Source organism: Vitiosangium sp. GDMCC 1.1324 (genome assembly GCF_003044305.1).
Taxonomy (GTDB): domain Bacteria; phylum Myxococcota; class Myxococcia; order Myxococcales; family Myxococcaceae; genus Archangium.
In genome coordinates this window covers 274,458-290,203 of the sequence record NZ_PZOX01000012.1, presented here as the reverse complement: position 1 = coordinate 290,203, position 15,746 = coordinate 274,458, and the positions used below count along the sequence as shown (strand labels likewise).

The window sequence follows — 15,746 nt, the reverse complement described above, 5'->3', positions numbered from 1 at the left end:
GAGCGTTTCCCCTCCCTTCGGTGGGGGCGATGTCGCGGCGTGGCTTGGTACTCCCCTTCCGTTGCGGTTGGGACTGCAACGCTGACTCGTCCTGAGGAGGACCAACTATGGGTACCCGGCAAGTGGGCACCAGCCTGAGCCGATGGAGCGCTCGAGCCGTTTCGTTGTTCGCCGCCGTATGGATGTTGGTTTCGTTCAGTGCCGCCGCCCAGACGCCGATGCGCGACGTCCTGCTGGTCGGCAACAACTGGGACGGGACCGCCGACGTCATCGATGTGCAGAGCTACCAGCGGTTGAGGCGCATCAACGTGATTCCAGACCGTGATGAGCGGATGCTGGAAATCATGCTCGACCCCGCGCGCCTGACGTACTTCCTGCTCATCCGCGAGCAGGTGGGCGAGGGCCATGATCAGTTCGTGGATGACATGTTCGCCTCGAAGGACGGGCAGGTCATCTACGTCTCGCGACCCAGCTTCGCGGACGTCGTTGCCATCAATCTGAGCACCGGCAAGCTTCGCTGGCGGACGCGGGTCGACGGTCAGCGCGCCGACCACATGGCCATCTCGCCGGATGGTACCCGGCTCGCCGTCTCGGCATCGACGGCGAATCGCGTGAACATCATCGACACCGCCACTGGGAACATCGTCGGCTCCTTCTCCGCAGGGGACAACCCGCACGAGAACAACTACTCCCGCGACGGCAGCAAGATCTTCAATGCCAGCATCGGCTTCGTCTACACACCATTCGATACCCCGGAGATGGATGGCACCAAGGGTGATCGCATCTTCCAGATCGTCGATGCGCGCACGCTGCAGGTCCTCAAGAGGATGAACATGCGCCAGAAGCTTGCCGAGATCGGGATGCCCGACATGAGTGCGGCGGTCCGGCCGATGGCGCTGTCCCCCGACGAGCGGTTCCTTTACTTCCAGGTGTCGTTCTTCCACGGCTTCGTGGAGTACGACCTGCAGGAGGATCGCGTGACGCGGCTTGCCCACCTGCCGGTCTCCGAGGAGGCCCAAGCGCTGCGCCGTGACCAGTACATCCTCGACTCCGCCCACCACGGACTCGCGATGAGCGGCGATGGGACCAAGCTCTGCGTGGCAGGAACGATGTCCAACTACGCGGCGATCGTCTCACGCGAGACGCTCCGCTACCGCATCCACCCGCTCGGCGCGCGGACCTACTGGGCGACAAGCAGCGCCGACGGACAGTATTGCTATGTCTCGGTGGCTGGCGACGACACCGTGTCGGTCATCTCCTACGCGACCGAGCAGGAGGTGGCCCGCATCCCCGTCGGCGACCACCCGCAGCGTGCGCGCACCGCGAAGCTCGCGGCGTCGCTCTTCCCCTGAAGAACTGGCGGAAGAGGGCCCGGACCTCATGGCCCGGGCCCGTCCAGCACAGGCACTCCCTGCAACAGCGGCTGCGCTGGACCGGCGTGGACATCGAGCCGGACATGGTGCGCTACCTGGGCGAACGCGCGAAGCGCGAGGGCTTGAGCAACCTGGAGGCCGTGCTGGACGAGCCGGCGGATCCAAAGCTGCCCGAGCCGGTGGGAAAGTCGGCGAAGGTGTGCCGCCGGGTACATGTGCTGCACTGCGGCCATATTCCCTCACCCTCCGGGAGAGGGAGATCACCTTCGGTCACTTCCCCGACGGGGGTTGGAGCGCGATGGGGGTCGAGTAGAGAATCGTCCTCATCGTCACGAAGTTGGGGGAGGCTCTGGCCCACGTAGTCGATGTGGCTGGCGTCCACGGTGACGCCGAAGGGCGTGAGGCTCGTGTTCATGCCGCCCTGGAGGACGCGGACGACCTGGGAGAGGTCCATGGCCTGGTGGCGGAAGTTGTCGCGGGTGACGAAGAAGTTCTGCAGGTCCAGCATGTTCCAGCCGGAGATGGTCACCGAGCCGTCCGAGTTCTTGCGGAAGGTGCCGCCCTCGCACAGGTCATTGCTCACGGTGGGGTCGGTGTCCAGGCAGCGGCCCTGGCCCACGCTGGAGCAGGTGACGTCGGCCATCGGGAGTGCTGCTCTGGCCCCATCCACCCGAGTCCACTGAAGCGAAGCAATCTCCCGCTCTCGCCGGAGCGGCCATTGCGGAGTCCTTCATCTTCGTCGACACACAGGACGAGCCGCCGTCGTTCGATTGCTGGCGGGCCCGAAACCCTGAAGCGGCCACCCCTCGCTGCCCTGCGGACCAGGCGGCTCCCTGGCCTCGGGCCGTAGGCGGCCCGGGGTATAGGTCGCTCTGGGAGTTTGACCTACACTTCGCTCCCATGGAGAGCACCACGCTCACGATCCGCCGGGCACCGGGTGAGCCAACCGCGCCGATGGCGCCCTCGCTACCCACGGGCACCCTCATCGCCGGACGCTTCACCCTCGAGTCCCTCGCGGGCCATGGTGGCATGGGCACTGTCTACCGCGCCATCGACGGCCTCTCCGGCCAGCCCGTCGCCCTCAAGCTGCTGCGCGTGGACGAGGCCAGGGCCCGCCAGCGCTTCACCCGTGAAATCTCCCTCCTGGCGGAGCTGCGCCACCCCGGCATCGTCTCCTACGTCGCCCATGGCCACACCGAGCAGGAGCACCCCTTCCTCGCCATGGAATGGCTGGATGGCGAGGACCTCTCGCGCCGCCTCGCACGCCAGCCCTTGAGCCTCGCGGAGACGCTCTCCCTGCTGCGACGCGCCGCCGAGGCCCTTGCCTCGGCCCACCAGCGCCGCGTCATCCACCGTGATCTCAAGCCCTCCAATCTCTTCCTCCGCCAGGGCCGCCCCGAGGACGTGGTGCTGCTGGACTTCGGTCTGGCCCGCCACATGGATTCCTCCAGCTTCATGACGGCCAGCCAGGTGCTCCTCGGCACTCCGGGCTATATGGCTCCCGAGCAGGTGTCGGGTCAGGAGCAGCTCACCGCCAGCGCCGACATCTTCTCCCTGGGCTGTGTCCTCTACGAGTGTCTCACCGGCCAGCCGCCCTTCCGCGCGCCCCACTTGATGGCCACGCTGGCCAAGATTCTCTTCACCGAACCGGTGCCGCTGCGCGAGCCGCGCCCCGAGCTGCCCTCCTCCCTCCAGCGGTTGCTCGATCGCATGCTGGCCAAGGAGCCCGCGCGCCGGCTCCCGGATGCCCACGGCCTGCTCGGTGCGCTGGAGGAACTACGCGCTCACCTGGAGACAGGGCCGGACGCCACCCCGTCCCCGAGCGCTCCTCTGCCCGGCCTGGCCACCGCCGGGCAGCAACTCGTCACCGTCCTGCTGGCCGCGCCTCGCGTCCCGGGAGAGCCGGGCTCTCGCCAGGCGCTGCGCGACTCCCTGCGCCCCCTGCTGCTCCCCCATGACGCCCGGGTGGAGCTGCTCGCCGATGGCGCCCTGGTCGCCACCCTCGTGGCCTCCCTCGGCTCGGCCACCGACCCCGCCTCCCTCGCCGCTCGCTGCGCCCTCCTCCTCCTGGAGCAATGGCCCGACGCCCTCGTGGTCCTCACCACCGGCCGCGGCGCCCTCGCCCCTCACCTGCCCATGGGTGAAGCAATGGACCGCGCCGGCCAACTGCTGCGCCAGGTGGATGCGCTGCCCCCTGGCGCAGCTCCGGTGCTGCTGGACGAAGTGACGGCGGGGCTGCTCGGCTCCTGCTTCCAGCTCACCCGTGCACAGTCCGGCCTCTTCCTGTTGCATGGCGAGCACCTGAGTGCCGACGAGTCCCGCCCCCTGCTGGGCAGGCCCACCCCCTGCGTGGGCCGCGAGCAGGAATTGTCCCTGCTCCACATGACCTTCTCCACCTGCGTGGAGGAGCCCACCGCGCAAGCCGTGCTGATGACGGCTCCGGCCGGCACGGGCAAGTCCCGGCTGCGCCATGAGTTCCTCCGCCGCCTGGAGCGCCACGAGCCTTCCCCGCTGGTGCTGCTGGGCCGTGGAGACCCCATGAGCGCGGGCTCGGCGGATGGATTGCTCGCCCAGGCCCTGCGCCGGCTGTGCGGTGTTTCGGGGGGCGAGCCCCTCGAGGAGCGCCGGGCACGGCTGTCCCGGCGTCTCTCCCAGCACCTGCCGGAGACGCAGGCCCGGGACGTGGTGGAGTTCCTGGGAGAGCTGTGCGCCATCCCCTTTCCCGACGAGCACAGCCCGCGCCTGCGCGCCGCGCGTGGGGATCCGCGGTTGATGAGCACCCAGGTGGAGCGAGCGCTGGTGGCGTGGTTGGGCGCCGAGTGCGCGCACCACCCGGTGCTGCTGGTGCTGGAGGATCTGCACTGGGGGGACCAGCTCTCCGTGCGGCTGATCGACACGGCGCTGCGGGAGCTGGCCGAGCAACCCCTCATGGTGTTGGCCCTGGCCCGGCCCGAGGTGGAGCCGCTGCTGGCCGGACTCCGGACGCGGCGCCTGCAGGAGGTGCCCTTGCGCGAGCTGAGCCGTAAGGCCGGCGCCCGGCTGGTGCGCGAGGTGCTGGGAGCACAGGTGTCGGATGCCCTCGTGGACAGACTCGTGGAGCAGGCCGCGGGCAACGCCCTCTTCCTGGAGGAGCTCATCCGCGCGGTGGTGGAGGGCAGGGGGGAGAGTCCGCCGGAGACGGTGCTGGCCATGTTGCAGGCGCGTCTGGGGCGGCTGGAGCCCGAGGCCCGCCAGGTGCTACTGGCCGCCAGTTTCCTCGGCCGCACCTTCTGGGCGGGCGGGGTGCGCACGCTGCTGAGCGGGAAGCTGTCGGAGGAGGCGCTGAAGGGCTGGATACAGCGGTTGGTGGAGCAGGAGTGGGTGCAGCCACAGCCCGACAGCCGCTTCCCCGGCGAGGCCGAGTACCGCTTCCGCCACGCGCTGGTGCGGGACGCGGCCTACGGGCTGGTGCCCGACAGCCACAAGCCCGACGGCCACCGGCTGGCGGGCACCTGGCTGGAACAGGCCGGGGAGAGCGACCCGCGGGTGCTCGCCGAGCACGCCTCGCTGGGCCAGCAACCCGAGCGCGCCATTCCCTTCCTCACCCGGGCCGCCACACAGCACTTCGAGCGCCACGACCTGCCCGGCACGCTCCAGTGCGTGGAGGCCGCCCTGACCCTGGGGGCCCAGGGCACGAACCTGGTGCGACTGCGCGCCCTCCGGGTCGCCACGGCATTCTGGATGGGTGATTTCGTGCTGCTGTTCGAGAAGGGCCCGGAGGTCCTGACCGCGCTGAGCCCGGGGGATCCGCTCTGGTGCAAGTTGATGGGCATGATGATTGGCGGAGGGGGCCTGTTCGGGAGACACGAGGAGATGGCCGGGTACGGCCAGCTCCTGCTGGGCACCACTCCCGAGGCCGGTGCCACGGCGGCCTACATCGAGGCGCTCTCGCTGCTGTGCTGTGCGGCCTCCTGGGTGGGCGAGCGCCCGCGGGCGGTCATCCTTCTCGAGCGGATGGCCGAGGTGATGAGCACCCAGGCCATGGCCCGGGAACCCCTGGCGAGTGGCTGGGTGGGCCTGGCGTGGAACTTCGTGCACTACGTCCTCGAAGCCAGACCGTGGCAGGCCTTCGTGGACGCCAGCCAGAGCATCAGCGGCTTCCAGGAGCTAGGCGCGGAGGGCAACGCGCTTTCTGCGCGGGCGCTCACCGGACAGGCGCTCGCGGCGCTGGGGGACGTCCCGGGTGCCGAGGAGATGCTCCGCTTGAGCTTGAGCACCGCCCGGCAGACGAAGCAGTCCCTCGCGATTTCCGTGGCGCGGACGCACCTGGCCGCGACACTGGCCGGCAGCCTTGAGCCGGGGCACTGGGAGGAGGCCCGGATTCTGGCCCGGGAGGAGATGGAGGACACGGGCCCCCTGCTGCACCGGGGGTGGTCGCAAATCACGCTGGCGAGGGCAGCCGCCCACCGGGGCGAGTGGGCCGAAGCGGAGGCCGACGCCCTCGGGGCCTGCGAGCTGCTGGCCCCCTATCCCCCGTACCGGCTCTTCGCCCGCACCGTGCTGGCCCGCGCGCGACTCGCCCAGGGGCGCACCCGTGAGGCCCGCGAGATGGCCACGCTCTGTGCGCGGGAGCTGGAGGCCCTGGGCGGTGCGGGGACGGCCGCCGTTGGCGTGCACCTCGCGCTGACCGAGACATGCCTGGCCGGGGGAGACTTCCAGGCCGGGGAAGAAGCCCTGCGCGACGCGCTGTGGTGCCTGCGCGAGCGTGCTCGCGACATTCCAGAGGAGGCCGCCCGCGAGCGCTTTCTCCGCCAGGTGCCCGAGAATGCCCGCACCCTCGAGCTGGCCCAGCAGCGCTGGGGCGCGACCGAGGAGCCATAGCCCGCTCGGGAAGACGGCCCGGCGTATCTCCCCGTCAGGGGGTCGTCTGGCCCGCCGCCTCACGCTCCTCACGGGCCCACAGGTCGCGCGAGGCGAGCATCGCACCACCGATGATGAAGAGGCAGGCCAGCGCCAGCATGAAGCTGGGCCGGGTGCGCCCGGACACGACGAGCAACAGCGTGGACAACAGCGGCGTGGAATAGGAGAGGCCGCCGAGCGCCTTGATGTTCCCGCGCTTCATGCCGACGTCCCAGACGAAGAAGGCCAGCCCCGTGGGCCCGGCGCCCATGAGGAACAGGGCGAGCCACTCGCCCAGGCCCGGCCAGACGGTCCGCTCGAAGGCCAGGTGGCAGAGCGCGGCGAGCACCGCCGTGACGCCACAGAAGCCGCCGACGGTGTCGGTGGGGACCGCGCCGAAGCGGCGTGAGAGCACCGAGTAGGCACCCCACGTCACGGCGCAGGCGAGCGCCGAGGCATAACCGGCGGCGTACTCGGCACGGAAGGCGACCCGGCCTCCATCCGTCACCAGGAGCAGCGTGCCGCACAGGCCGAGCACGGCTCCGGCCACGTGCCACCCGCGCAGGCGCTCTCCGGGCAACAGCGCGGAGAAGAGCACGATGAGCAGCGGCCACAGGTAGTTGATGAGGTTGGCCTCCACGGGCGGAGCCGTCTTCAGGGACAGGAAGTAGAGAAAGTGGTAGCCGAACAGCCCGCCCACGCCCGTCAGCCACACCGCGGCCGGCTGGCGCAGGTGGCGCCCGATGTCCTCGCGCCGCACCAGCCACTTGCCGAGCGACAGCAGGGAGGCGACGCCGAAGGAGATCGCCACGGTCTCGAAGGGCGGGACGCTGCCCGTGCACGTCGTCAGCAGCGCGAGCGAGGCCCAGAGGAGGATGGCCACCGCGCCGATGGCCGTGGCGCGAGTGGTGGAGTCGGAGGGGGAAGGGGCCATGCCCCCTTCGTAGGCCGGCCCCGCGCGGGCAACAAGGGCCGGGTCCACCGGGCTCACTCCTGGGTGCAGGCTGTGAGGCCGGGCAGCCCTTCTTGAGCAGCTAGGAGCTTGTCGGCGAATCAGCCAGCGGTGCGGTAGCGCGTAGCGGGCGCCATAGGTAGGAGGGGAGAGCGTCGCTTCGAGTGAGCTCGCCCGCTTCGGGCCAGACCCCCAACGTTACGAGAGCCCGCGTCTCTTCGATGGCCTGTGAAGTTGAGCCAGTGTACCCCGTCCAATGGACCGACGCGGATCACTCCGGGACCCTTGTCGGAACTGCTCGGGTAGCCGGAGGCGGCGGAATCACTCTTGATCCATGGCTTCGAGTCGGTCGCAGAGGTCCGCGACCTGTTCGCGGAGCTTCGACATGTGTTCGTTCCAGTTTCGCATGTCGGCGGGAGGAGGTGTCCGAGGGGCATCGTCCAGGGCGGCGATGAACTCCCGGCCCGCGCGCACCAGGGTTGCCCGATTCTCCATCGAGATGTCGTTGAACGGCTGCAGAAGGAGGAGGATGCGCTCGCCATGGCACAGCCAGGCGAGGCAGTTGAATGACTCGGGTTGCCACGGGCTCGTGCTGGCTGCCAGCCGGCACGATTCCGCCAGCCGCGCGAGCTCCGAGCGCTTCTCCGGGCCATCCGGCAACTCCCGTATTCCCTCCAGCCGCAAGCCCAGGAAGTACCAGTTCGCCATGGCGCGGTGCTCGGGTGGGGCTGTGCGCAGGCGTGACAGGAAAACGGGGAGTGCATCGTCGGGCGCGAAGGCCATGAGGAGGGATGTCTCCGCCTGTTCCTCGAGGTCGATGTGACGGAGCCCCTCGGAGTTCGCGATCCGCTCCATGCTCGCGAGGTTGTTGGCGACCTGCTGGATGAAGGTCAGCATATCGGCCCAGTCCATTCCCGCGGCGCGGATGAGGCCACTCCAGACGATGTCCTTCTCCTCGGGCGCGCTCTCCCTCAGGATGTGCTGTCCCCAGCCCGAATGTGAGCCGAGCAGGATGAGCTCGCCATACATCTGTGCCTGGAATTCCTCGGGGTGGATGTGGATGCGGGCGATGTATAGCCACAACGAGCGCGTGATCCGGAGGAAGGCCAGACCGAGTTGCTCGAACTGCTTGTGGCCGATGAAGGCCTCCAGGGGGCGGACCAACTTGGACAGCAGCCGCAGCCCACGTAGCAGGAGGCGGACGGGCGTGGAGTCCCTGGTCGTCCCGGTCTGCTTCACCACGAGATCGACGATCTCCTCGAGCCGCAGCGCGGGAGGCAGCTCGCGACCATCGAGCCATTTGTCCAATGCCTGCTTGCTGACGCCGAGCTTCCTGGCGAACTCGTCCCGGGTGAGCCTGGAGAGCTTGATCAACTCGCGAAGCAGTTGCCCGAGGACATTGTCTTCGAGTTCAGGTGTCTCCGACACCTCCGATGCTGTTCGCTCCTTGGGAGGCTGAATGTCCTTCCGGAGTACGAAAAGCGTCGCGACCCGCAGGGCCAGATCAATGATGGCGAGGCGGAGGGCAATGATGGCGAGCAGTGGCACTGCCTTCGGGGAGGCGCCCGCTGGGAGTTGGGCACGGATGTCGTCCCAGTGCCGGGCCTGGAACATGAGGACGTCCCGGATGCCCCGGATGACCTCTTCCGCTGGGGCGACCTGCCGACTGGGGAGCGGGACGTCACCCGTCGGTACCGCTGGCCCCAGCAAGGCGAGGGTCAGGGCATCGAAGATGGCTTCCTGGGTCTTCTCGCTCACCGGCTTTCCGGTGATGTAGTTGCGCCAGGTCCGCGCCTTGATGTCGTGGCCCAACTCCACTTCCAGCGTCTTCACGAGGAAGCCGATGATCTCGGCGCTGGTAGGGAGGGGGTTGGCCTCGGAAGGGGCCGAAGGGTCAGCCATGGCCTGGACGTTCATGAGAGGGTTCTCCTTCGAATCGTACCCTCGGAATCCTGGGGAGGAGCGCGGCGGAGGCGCAGCCAACCTGGAGCGGCAAGTCCGCATGTCCGTGGAGGTAGGTGGCATGAGAGGGCTCCAGAGCCAGGAGCCCTCACTTGTGAAGCATTGCGCTGCTTGCCGCCGCCAACTGGGACCGGCAAAGGCAGTCCCGTTTCAGGGGGCGCTCAGAAGCTGACGCCCTCGGTGGCGGGGGATGGGACGGTGAGGGAGAACCGCTGCGTGGCGGCCTCCTTCCCGTAGAAGGATTGGTAGAGGTACAGGTCCGCCAGCACCTGCTTCACGTAGCCGCGTGTCTCGCGGAACGGAATCTCCTCGACGAACAGGTCCAGGGGCAGCGCGCCCTTCTCCTTCACCCACTTCACCGCCGCCTCCGGGCCCGCGTTGTACGCCGCCGTCGCGAGCGCCGGATGCGAGAAGCGCTTCATCAACTGCGGCTGGTTCATCTGGCCGCGCCGAGCGGTCAGTTCACGAGCACGATCTTGCCCCGCGTGTGCCGCTGCTCGAGCTCGCGGTAGGCGTCGCGGACCTGTTCGAGCGGATACCGCGCGGCGATGGGAATCTGGATCTTTCCCTCGGCGACGAGCGCCGCGAGCTTTCCGAGCGTGGTCGCGCTCGACACCGACTGTGTGCCCCGGGTCATCGCGCCGACCTCCTTCGCCGCCTGGTAGTTGACGATGGTGTTGATGCGCTCGGGCTTCACGCCGAGCGCGATGGCCATCTTCACGTAGCCTGCGCCGAAGACGTCCACCCAGGCGTCCACGCCCTTCGGTGCGGCCGCACGGAGGTGCTCGAGCGTCCGCTCATCGTGGCTCACGGGGATGGCGCCGAGCTGCCTGAGCCATTCCGCGTTCCGCTCCGAAACGATGCCAAGGACGCGCGCGCCGCGGAGGAGCAGGAGCTGCACGGCGATCGAGCCGACACCGCCTGCCGCACCGGAGACGACGACCGTCTCGCCAAGCTGGGCGTTCACGGCTTCCACCGAGCCCCAGGCGGCAAGCCCCGCGACGTAGAGCGAGCCGGCGACCTCCCAGGAGAGTCCGGGCGGCTTGGGGGTGAGCTGCTTCGCCGGAACGGAGACGTGCGTGGCATGGCTCGAGCGCTCATCCGACCAGCCGAGCACCTCCTCTCCCGGCCTGAAGTCGGTGACTCCCGGCCCGATCGAAACCACCACGCCCGCCAGGTCGCTCCCTTCGCCGGACGGAAAGTGGGCGGGGAAGATTTCCTTGACGGCGCCCGTGCGGATGGCTGCTTCAATCAGATTGATGCCCGCCGCGCGAACCTCGACGACCACGCGTCCCGGCGCGGCCGTGGGCATGGGCATCTCCACCAAGTGCAGCACGTTCACGTCACCATACTCATCGAATTGGACGGCCTTGCTCATGGCAATTCTCGCGATGTGGCAGAGTTCTCCGTGGCAAGGTGCGAAGCTTGTCGCGCCGGGGCAAGGCCTTGGCCCTCTCCCGCCTGGCCCGAGCGCAGCGGCTCGCCTGGTGGATCGGGAGTCAGAACGCCGAAACAAATTCGCCGCGCCCCTCGAGACAGGGCGCGGCGAGCTGTTTCCCAGCACGAAGGCGGGCAACGGTACGCTTCAGCGCTTGAGGCCGCGCTTTGATCTCGGCGCACACCTGCCGGGCCGCCGCAGGACCATCGGACTGGGCCGCACGGACGATCGCGCTGCCACCTCCATGCCATCCGCGTGGGCTCCCACCACCTTCGCCTGCTCAGCCGAGGAGATGCCGAAGCCCGCGGGGAAGGTGATCGGGTCGAGGGCCGGCGCGGTGGTGTGCAGGCTGCTCTTGGCCGTCTCCGCCGTTTCCGGCTTCGTGCCCGTTTAGAGCGCACCATCACTCCGTTTCCGGCCCCCGCCACTTCGAACCGGACGGGCGGATTTCCCGCATCCGGCTCACCGCGGAGGCGTCCTCCACCGGGGTTATGTTTCCATCCGCCTGGTCGCCGACTTTCGGGGCTTCGCGCCCCTACTCCGCCGCTGCCAGCCGGGGGCTGATTTCGCCCGGCGGTCTATCTTCATTCGAGGTTCCTGCGGACTGACGGTGGGTCTTGTCATCCCACTCCCGCCTCACCTCTCGTTCCGAATGCCTCCGGCAGGGCCCCTTCGCTCCACGGGCATTACCCCGCTTCCCCGCTACTACGGACCCATCTGTCAGGCTCTCGTCTTCGCCGCACTTCGCCTCCTCGGCTCGCGCGGCTACCTTGCTTCCACAGGCTTTTTCCGTGGGACGAGGAGCCCTTCCCTGTTTCCATCCATGGCCTTGTTCACGTGCCGCCGCCTTCTACCCCGCCGGGTGGACTCCCCAAGGTCGTCTTCGGGGAGTTCCTGCTGCCTTCACCGTCTTTGAGCCGGCTCGGCACCCGGTGTTTACGAGTCACGAGGCCTCTTCCAGGCGTTCACTCGTCGTTGCGGCCCGCGCACTCGCTCACCCCGCTAACACGGGGCTTTGTCGGTGGGCTTCACCGCAGGGCTCTCCCCTCTCGGTGCCACCCAAGCTATGCGGCTCGACCTTCTCCCGCTTCGGGACTTTCACCCTATGGGTCCATGGACAGCCTCCAGGCATCACTCAAAGGACTCGTTCGACACCTCGTCTCCTACGAATCGTCTGACACCCTTCCTGAGCGTCTTCACCCATTGGCGGCCGATGACAAGGCGACCGGCAACTTGGGGCATGCGGTCGAGCGGCGGCCGTCCCTCGATCGGGCGGATATCGTCCTCGCGCTTCTTGCATCGGCCGAAACCATGGCTAGCGTCATCGTGCAGCGACAGCCGCCACCAGGGCGTGGTCGGCCTCCGCTCCGCTATGCTGACCCCGCAGCCGATGATTTTCGCCAAGGAGGAGCCTCACGATGACCATCACCATCACCGCCTTTGAACGGTCACCCGATGGCGGCAAGGGACTGGCGCGTGATACGCGCGTTCGCTGGGCGCTCGAAGAAGTGGGCCAACCTTATGAGGTTCGCCTTGTTTCGTTCGGTGCGATGAAGGAACCCGCGCATCTGGCGCTTCATCCTTTCGGTCAGATTCCAACCTATGAGGAAGGCGATCTCGCCCTGTTCGAGACAGGGTCGATCGTCTTCCATATCGCCGAGCGCCAGGCGGGCCTGCTGCCGGACGATGCCAATGCGCGGGCGCGCGCGATCACATGGATGTTTGCTGCGCTCAACACGGTGGAGCCGCCGATCCTTGAACTCGTAACCGCCAGACTGCTGGAAGGCGACAAGCCCTGGCGTGAGGAGCGTCTGCCTCTGGTCGAGGCTCGTGTGCGCAGCCGGCTGAAGCAACTTTCCGCTCGCCTGGGCGATTCCGACTGGCTCGACGGTGCGTTCAGCGCGGGCGACCTGATGATGGTGTCGGTGCTGCTCAGGCTGAGATCATCGGGCATTCTGGACGAATTTCCGAACCTGGCCGCCTATGTCGCCCGCGGCGAAGCGCGGCCCGCCTACAAGCGGGCTTTCGCCGCGCAATGGGCGATCAACGCCGGCACGCCACCGACCGGTTAGCGCAGCACCAGGTGGAACCAGTCGACGGCCTTCGCGTCGGGCCGCTGCCGGCTGAGGTCCGCGGTGAGTGACTCGGGCATGCCGACGTCACGCGCTGCCCCAACCACCCCAAGGTCCTCGCACTCGCCTGGGCGTGCGGCTGACCCCAGGGCCGCGACCCGCGTTCAAGACATCAGGAGCGCGGGCAACTCCGCCACGGATTGAAGCGTGAATCTCGGCTCCGGCAGATGCGCGGGCAAGGGCAGTTGCTTGGGGTTGATCCAGCAGAAATCCATGCCCGCGTTCAGGGAGCCCGCATAATCGCTAGTGAGGGAATCGCCAACCATGAGGGTATGCTCGGAGGCGATCTCCAGCTGCGTGAGCGCGATATGGAAGATCTCCTTCTGGGGCTTCGAGATGGCCACTTCCTCGGAGACCACGAAGGACTTGAACCACGTCCCCAGGGAGAGATGGTTGTATTTGGCCTTCTGGATATGGGTCAGGCCGTTGGTGACGATGCCCAGTTTGTACCGGCTCCCGAGCAGGGCGAGCGCTTCCGAGGTCCCCGGAAACCACCTCGCGGTCGTGCCGAGCTGGTGCTCGTAGAAGGCAGCCACCGGTTCCGCCTCGATGCGTGCGCCCAGGGCCTCCGAGAGGAGCTGGAACCGCTTCAACCCGAGCTGGCCCACGGGCAACTGAGTGCTCTCCACGGCCTTCCACAGCGATTGGTTGATCTCATGGAAGCCGCGGGTGAAGGCGTCCTCCTGGGAGAAGGCCCGGTAGAAATTCTCGTAAACGAGCGCCAGCGCCGACTTCTCCGAGGCCTTGAAGTCGATCAGGGTGTCGTCGAGGTCGAAGAGGATGCCCTCATAGGGGAGCCGCTGCTTCGGGGAAGTGGGATGCATCGCTGAACCGGGGTGAGGGCCGCTGAAGGGTCGTTTCCCGCCTTCTAGGTCAGGGGGACGTCACCGGCAACGCGCTGGCGCTCGCGCGGATGTTCTTCTCCGCGGCCGCATGAACCTCCGGCGAGAAGCGTCACACCGTCGGCGTGGCGCCGCCGTCGATGCGGAACGTGGTTCCCGTCATGAAGTCGCTGAGCGGACTCGCCAGATAGCAGACCGCCGCGGCGATGTCCTTCGGCTGTCCCAGGCGATCGACCGTCTGGTGAACGATGTTCTTCAGGACATGCGCCTGACCGGCCTTGGGGTCGCTCGTCCCGGCATGCTTCTGTGCCACCTCGACGAACCAGGAGTCGAGCTGGGGCGTGTAGATCAACCCTGGCATCACGCCGTTGGACGTCACGCCCGTTCCCGCGAGCGCCTTCGACAGACTGAGCGTGAGGTTGTTCAGCGCCGCCTTGGCCGCGCCATACGCGCCGAACTGGGCGTGCGGCGAGATGGCATTGCGTGACGAAATCTGGATCACCCGACCCCAGCGGCGTTCCCGCATCCCGGGAACGAAGGCTTGAATCAAGCGGACGGCGGCGAGCGTGTTGTGGCGGTAGTTCTCCGCCCATTCCTCCAGAGGAGCCTCGAACCAGGTTGGGTGCGCCACGCTGGCGGAACCGCCGACGTTGTTCACGAGGATGTCGATGCCGCCAAAGGCCCGCTGTGCCGCATCGATGACGGCCGTGGCGCCCTCGTCCGTGGTCAGGTCGCCGAGCGCCATCGCCGCCTGGCCTCCGGCGGTTTCGATCTCCGTGGCGACCGCCTGCGTCCGCCCCGGCTCCCGCCCATGAACCACCACCTTCACCCCCTCCGCGGCGAGCATCCTGGCGATCTCCGCTCCGATGCCCGAGCTGCTACCGGTCACGAGCGCCCGCTTCCCCTTCAGTTGCATGTCCATGGTCGGTCTCCTTGTGTCTTGGGGGTGGCCACTGGATATCTACACCTGTATACTTCCCGGCGCCACGAAAGTCTACAGGTGTAGAATGAGCAAGGTGAACACGAAGAAGGCGAGGTCCGGCGGGCCTCCACCGCGCCGTCGGAACGCCGAAGCAACCCGGCAGGCGATCCTGGATTCAGCTCGCCTGGCCTTCATGCGTTCAGGCTATGACGGCGTCGGCGTCCGGGAGATCGCGCAGGGGGCGGGGGTGACCGCGATGCTGGTCAACCGCTACTTCGGCTCCAAGGAGCAGTTGTTCGAGGAGGTCGTCGAGGTGACGCTGTCCGCGCCCGGAATCCTCACGAGCCGGGTCACCGCGCGCAGTGGGGAACTGGCGACGCTCAGCCGGGAGGTCGCCCAGGCGCTCGTCGCGAAGACGGCTCCCGAGGCAACGCCCATGGACGGTTTCTTGATCATGCTCCGCTCGGCGTCGAACGAGCAGGCCGCCAGAATCCTCCGCGAGAAGTTCGTGAAGCATTTCGAGAAGCCCCTGGCAGACGTATTGCCCGGGCGCGAACCCGCGGAACGTGCGGCGATGTTCCTGGCGCTCATCGCGGGCTTCCAGGTCATGCGGCAGGTCGTCGGAATTCCCGGGCTCATCGAGGCGGACCCCTCCGCGCTCTCCGCCAGACTCGAGGCGCTGTTTGACGTGCTGATGGAAAGCTCAGCGAGGAACCGCTCGCCAAGCTCGGGGCGATGAACGTGGCAAGCAGAACCTTCGAGAACCACTTGGAGAGGTGTGGAAGCTGGCGGCGAAGGATCTTGGAGCACCTCCGCGTGGGCTTCGCCCCGGGCCTGATGGGAATCCGCGCGCCGGGTCACCGCCCCATCCCGGATGGCTCCGGCGCGCGGCCCGCTCTGGGAACCCGCTCTACTCGACGAGCACCGCGCCGCCAACGTTGTCGTACACCCAGGTGCTCAGGCAACCCGCGTCATAGAGGTTCTTCGACTGGACGCCCTCGAAGAGGGCGGGGTACCGCGGCGCGTCCCGCCCCTTCAATTTCTCCTCTCGCGTAGAGCCCTGCCCATTCCCCACCGGCTGAGCCTCATCGAGAGGACACATGCGCCACCCCTCGCCCCCTTCGTGCGCAACGGGCGCTTCAACGTGTACACGCACCCCGAGCGCATCCGCGAAAGGTGAAGCCCGGCCTCCGGCTGTGCCACGGAGGAAGTCCCCCATGGAATGGTCCGGAGCCGGGCCCCTTCCC

13 protein-coding genes are annotated in these 15,746 nt (G+C 67.9%); 4 read left to right on the top strand and 9 right to left on the bottom strand.

What is annotated here, in order from left to right; genetic code table 11:
* Positions 1 to 107 precede the first annotated feature (107 nt).
* Positions 108 to 1,352, top strand: coding sequence for a YncE family protein (locus DAT35_RS31750; RefSeq protein ID WP_108071997.1), 1,245 nt, complete (start codon positions 108 to 110; stop codon positions 1,350 to 1,352).
* Positions 1,353 to 1,464: 112 nt separating this feature from the next.
* On the opposite strand, the gene DAT35_RS60105 is transcribed toward DAT35_RS31750, so the two are convergent.
* Entirely contained in the window at positions 1,465 to 2,016 is a 552-nt protein-coding gene (locus DAT35_RS60105) for a hypothetical protein (RefSeq protein WP_199243055.1), read from the bottom strand.
* Positions 2,017 to 2,273: 257 nt separating this feature from the next.
* On the opposite strand from DAT35_RS60105, the gene DAT35_RS31735 reads away from it, so the two are divergent.
* Positions 2,274 to 6,233, top strand: a complete 3,960-nt coding sequence (locus tag DAT35_RS31735) for a serine/threonine-protein kinase (RefSeq protein ID WP_108071993.1) — start codon at positions 2,274 to 2,276, stop codon at positions 6,231 to 6,233.
* A 34-nt stretch (positions 6,234 to 6,267) separates the two neighbouring features.
* Here DAT35_RS31735 and DAT35_RS31730 read toward each other — a convergent pair whose 3' ends face one another.
* From DAT35_RS31730 to DAT35_RS31705, 5 genes are all read right to left on the bottom strand, one after another.
* Positions 6,268 to 7,185, bottom strand: a complete 918-nt coding sequence (locus tag DAT35_RS31730; RefSeq protein WP_108071991.1) for a DMT family transporter — start codon at positions 7,183 to 7,185, stop codon at positions 6,268 to 6,270.
* A gap of 339 nt (positions 7,186 to 7,524) precedes the next feature.
* Entirely contained in the window at positions 7,525 to 9,120 is a 1,596-nt protein-coding gene (locus DAT35_RS31725) for a helix-turn-helix transcriptional regulator (RefSeq protein WP_108071989.1), read from the bottom strand.
* 206 nt (positions 9,121 to 9,326) lie between these two features.
* A complete protein-coding gene (locus DAT35_RS31720) occupies positions 9,327 to 9,605 on the bottom strand; it encodes a hypothetical protein (RefSeq protein WP_369946181.1) in 279 nt (92 codons plus the stop codon).
* Positions 9,606 to 9,622: 17 nt separating this feature from the next.
* Positions 9,623 to 10,543 carry an NADP-dependent oxidoreductase gene (locus DAT35_RS31715; protein ID WP_108071987.1) on the bottom strand — a complete coding sequence of 307 codons (921 nt, stop codon included), beginning with the start codon at positions 10,541 to 10,543 and terminating at the stop codon, positions 9,623 to 9,625.
* A gap of 1,191 nt (positions 10,544 to 11,734) precedes the next feature.
* Positions 11,735 to 12,007 (bottom strand): hypothetical protein, encoded by a 273-nt coding sequence (locus DAT35_RS31705; RefSeq protein WP_108071985.1) that lies wholly within the window; start codon positions 12,005 to 12,007, stop codon positions 11,735 to 11,737.
* Positions 12,008 to 12,021: 14 nt separating this feature from the next.
* Between DAT35_RS31705 and DAT35_RS31700 the strand changes: the two genes are divergently transcribed.
* A complete protein-coding gene (locus DAT35_RS31700; protein WP_108071983.1) occupies positions 12,022 to 12,675 on the top strand; it encodes a glutathione S-transferase family protein in 654 nt (217 codons plus the stop codon).
* Between the two features lie 164 nt (positions 12,676 to 12,839).
* Here the strand turns inward: DAT35_RS31700 and DAT35_RS31695 are convergent, their stop codons facing one another.
* A complete protein-coding gene (locus tag DAT35_RS31695) occupies positions 12,840 to 13,559 on the bottom strand; it encodes a YjjG family noncanonical pyrimidine nucleotidase (RefSeq protein WP_108071981.1) in 720 nt (239 codons plus the stop codon).
* A gap of 130 nt (positions 13,560 to 13,689) precedes the next feature.
* Positions 13,690 to 14,499, bottom strand: a complete 810-nt coding sequence (locus tag DAT35_RS31690) for an SDR family NAD(P)-dependent oxidoreductase (protein ID WP_108071979.1) — start codon at positions 14,497 to 14,499, stop codon at positions 13,690 to 13,692.
* Between the two features lie 85 nt (positions 14,500 to 14,584).
* Between DAT35_RS31690 and DAT35_RS31685 the strand changes: the two genes are divergently transcribed.
* Positions 14,585 to 15,238, top strand: a complete 654-nt coding sequence (locus DAT35_RS31685; protein WP_108071977.1) for a TetR/AcrR family transcriptional regulator — start codon at positions 14,585 to 14,587, stop codon at positions 15,236 to 15,238.
* A 171-nt stretch (positions 15,239 to 15,409) separates the two neighbouring features.
* On the opposite strand, the gene DAT35_RS31680 is transcribed toward DAT35_RS31685, so the two are convergent.
* Entirely contained in the window at positions 15,410 to 15,601 is a 192-nt protein-coding gene (locus DAT35_RS31680; protein ID WP_108071975.1) for a hypothetical protein, read from the bottom strand.
* Positions 15,602 to 15,746: the final 145 nt, after the last annotated feature.

Excerpts from the sequence above, each read along its gene's own strand:
- DAT35_RS31750 (WP_108071997.1), top strand. The coding sequence starts at position 108 with ATGGGTACCCGGCAAGTGGGCACCAGCCTGAGCCGATGGAGCGCTCGA.
- DAT35_RS60105 (WP_199243055.1), bottom strand. The coding sequence starts at position 2,016 with ATGGCCGACGTCACCTGCTCCAGCGTGGGCCAGGGCCGCTGCCTGGAC.
- DAT35_RS31735 (WP_108071993.1), top strand. The coding sequence starts at position 2,274 with ATGGAGAGCACCACGCTCACGATCCGCCGGGCACCGGGTGAGCCAACC.
- DAT35_RS31730 (WP_108071991.1), bottom strand. The coding sequence starts at position 7,185 with ATGGCCCCTTCCCCCTCCGACTCCACCACTCGCGCCACGGCCATCGGC.
- DAT35_RS31725 (WP_108071989.1), bottom strand. The coding sequence starts at position 9,120 with ATGAACGTCCAGGCCATGGCTGACCCTTCGGCCCCTTCCGAGGCCAAC.
- DAT35_RS31720 (WP_369946181.1), bottom strand. The coding sequence starts at position 9,605 with ATGAACCAGCCGCAGTTGATGAAGCGCTTCTCGCATCCGGCGCTCGCG.
- DAT35_RS31715 (WP_108071987.1), bottom strand. The coding sequence starts at position 10,543 with ATGAGCAAGGCCGTCCAATTCGATGAGTATGGTGACGTGAACGTGCTG.
- DAT35_RS31700 (WP_108071983.1), top strand. The coding sequence starts at position 12,022 with ATGACCATCACCATCACCGCCTTTGAACGGTCACCCGATGGCGGCAAG.
- DAT35_RS31695 (WP_108071981.1), bottom strand. The coding sequence starts at position 13,559 with ATGCATCCCACTTCCCCGAAGCAGCGGCTCCCCTATGAGGGCATCCTC.
- DAT35_RS31690 (WP_108071979.1), bottom strand. The coding sequence starts at position 14,499 with ATGGACATGCAACTGAAGGGGAAGCGGGCGCTCGTGACCGGTAGCAGC.
- DAT35_RS31685 (WP_108071977.1), top strand. The coding sequence starts at position 14,585 with ATGAGCAAGGTGAACACGAAGAAGGCGAGGTCCGGCGGGCCTCCACCG.
- DAT35_RS31680 (WP_108071975.1), bottom strand. The coding sequence starts at position 15,601 with ATGTGTCCTCTCGATGAGGCTCAGCCGGTGGGGAATGGGCAGGGCTCT.